3 protein-coding genes are annotated in these 2,308 nt (G+C 33.4%); all 3 read left to right on the forward strand.

Features of this window, described 5'->3' with window-relative positions; translation table 11 throughout:
- The first annotated feature begins 19 nt into the window (after positions 1-19).
- Positions 20-955, forward strand: a complete 936-nt coding sequence (locus HN894_15800; GenBank protein ID MBT7144787.1) for a hypothetical protein — start codon at positions 20-22, stop codon at positions 953-955.
- 6 nt (positions 956-961) lie between these two features.
- Positions 962-1,453 carry a hypothetical protein gene (locus HN894_15805; GenBank protein MBT7144788.1) on the forward strand — a complete coding sequence of 164 codons (492 nt, stop codon included), beginning with the start codon at positions 962-964 and terminating at the stop codon, positions 1,451-1,453.
- A gap of 254 nt (positions 1,454-1,707) precedes the next feature.
- Positions 1,708-2,232: a hypothetical protein gene (locus HN894_15810; GenBank protein MBT7144789.1), complete on the forward strand. Its 525-nt coding sequence runs from the start codon at positions 1,708-1,710 to the stop codon at positions 2,230-2,232.
- Positions 2,233-2,308 lie beyond the last annotated feature (76 nt).

Here is a 2,308-nt window from a genome sequence, read left to right on the forward strand (position 1 = left end):
AATGTACTTTTGATTTTGAATGGGATGCCTAAAATTAGACATATCGGATAATTATTTTACTATACTAGAAGTTGTACATAACTCTTTGAGTGTCAATAAAAATAGTAGTGCTGATGCTTACCTGTTCGGATTTCAGGGGCAGGAAAAAGATAATGAGATTTCCGGTACCACCGGAGGGCATACTACAGCTATGTTTTGGGAGTATGATACAAGGCTTGGAAGACGATGGAATATTGATCCAGTTTTAAAAGAATGGGAAAGTCCTTATGCTGCTTTTGCCGGGAATCCTATTTGGTTTGTAGATCCATTTGGAGATAATGCAGATGTTTTTATTACTGGACCAAAAGCTGAAAAAGCTACTAAACAGTTAAATGAATCTACATCCCTTGAAATTAGTAGGGACTCTAAAGGACAAGTCCATGCAAAAGGTGAAGCAGTAACAAAAGACGATAAACTATTATTAGAATCTATTAATAACCCAGACATAAAAGTTAACGTCCATGTAGGAGGGAGTAACTATGATAACAAAACATTTCAAGGTGGCGGATTTTTTGGTTCCACTGTAACGGAAAGGGAAAAATCTGTTTCTTATGAAAGCAACCTACCATGGCTTTCTAATACATTGACAGAAAGTTATAATTATGTAGAGACAAAACAATTTGTTAATCCTTATGAATTAGCAATACTTGACTTCATTCATGGATCTGAAGGGCAGGCTATGCTACATGAAGTCACGGAGTCGTATATTGCTGGCAAGATTTCTCAGGTTAAAGGTGCCGCAGGCCCTGCTATAAAAGGAGGTAGCACTTACAAAAGCCATTATATACCTGCACATAATGATGCTACACCTCAGCCAGGAGATGGAGTAATCGGAGAGTGCTTTTTTAGAGATGCAAAGATGGCAATAAAAACAATGTTTGACAATGTTGACTTGGCTATAAAATTCATGAAATAAGTTATTATGACAAAAAAAATATCGCTTATACTGCTAATTATAGTATTTTACTTAAAGTCATTTTCACAAAATGATAGTGATACAATTCGATTACAGGAATCTCAACCTGAAAATAAAGAATTTACTGTAGTTAAAATTGAAAAAAAGAGAGGATTTGTGTTATATGAAGTCCGCGAAAAAGGTGATGAAAGCATGACTTTTATAATTGTAACATTAAAAAGAAGCGAAAAAATATTTCTCAGAAAAAAAAATAAAATTAAAATAGGTAGGACATATCATATGTTACTATGTCCAAACTATAAATATGATCTATGGCTAAATCCTGGCTATAATTATAATGTTACTATAAATGAAAAAAAAATAACAATACATGGAAGAGAGTTAGGATGGAATTCTAATATTTATACCAGTCCAAATATTTCGGGTATGTATTATTATGAAATTGACTCAATTCCTGATTGTCCTTTGAAGATCGATTTGACTTATCCTACAGATTAGCTTTTGGATTAATTTAGCCTTGAGGCACCCAGTTTGCACTGCAGTGCACGTTCTAAGACAATTCTATAATAACTATTTCGGAAATCCGAAATAATCTGAATATTAGCATTTGTCAATAAACAATCGTGGATACTGAGCGGAGTCGAAGTATTAGTGTTGTTTATTTTGAATTGTGGACAGTAGATTTATTTGTAAGAACTTCTTTCAATTGAAAATTTTTCTGATGAAAATAAAAAAATGTACTTTTGTTTTGAATGGGATGCCTAAAATTAGACATATCGGATAATCATTTTACAATATTAGAAGTTGTACATAACTCTTTGAGTGTCAATAAAAATAGTAGTGCTGATGCTTACCTGTTTGGATTCCAAGGGCAGGAGAAGGACGATGAGATTTCTGGTACTACCGGAGGGCACACCACAGCTATGTTTTGGGAATATGATACACGGCTTGCTAGGAGGTGGAATTTAGATCCGAAACCAAACCCAAGTATTAGTCAATATGCTACTTTTGCATGCAACCCTATATGGTATACAGATCCATTAGGAGATACACTTAGATTTGGTTTAGGAATTTTAATGCACAAACTATTTCCTAAATTAATAAGTGATATGGGAAAAACAGCAGGATTAAACCTTTCTATAGATGAAAAGACTAGAAATATGAATTATACTATAGATAAAGACGCTACTGAGTTTAGTAAAAGAGCCAGAATGGATATTCCGGTCATGTTGACCCCTCAATCCGGCCATATTGACCCCTCTAGATTTTGGTTTTAAAGAACGCTTTAATATGACAAAATTTCAGTTTACAAAATCATTTTTTCATACTTCAAATTTACTTTTTTTTCTTAAA

The sequence above is a fragment of the Bacteroidota bacterium genome (assembly GCA_018692315.1).
Lineage (GTDB): Bacteria > Bacteroidota > Bacteroidia > Bacteroidales > JABHKC01 > JABHKC01.

Excerpts from the sequence above, each read along its gene's own strand:
- HN894_15810 (MBT7144789.1), top strand. The coding sequence starts at position 1,708 with ATGGGATGCCTAAAATTAGACATATCGGATAATCATTTTACAATATTA.
- HN894_15805 (MBT7144788.1), top strand. The coding sequence starts at position 962 with ATGACAAAAAAAATATCGCTTATACTGCTAATTATAGTATTTTACTTA.
- HN894_15800 (MBT7144787.1), top strand. The coding sequence starts at position 20 with ATGGGATGCCTAAAATTAGACATATCGGATAATTATTTTACTATACTA.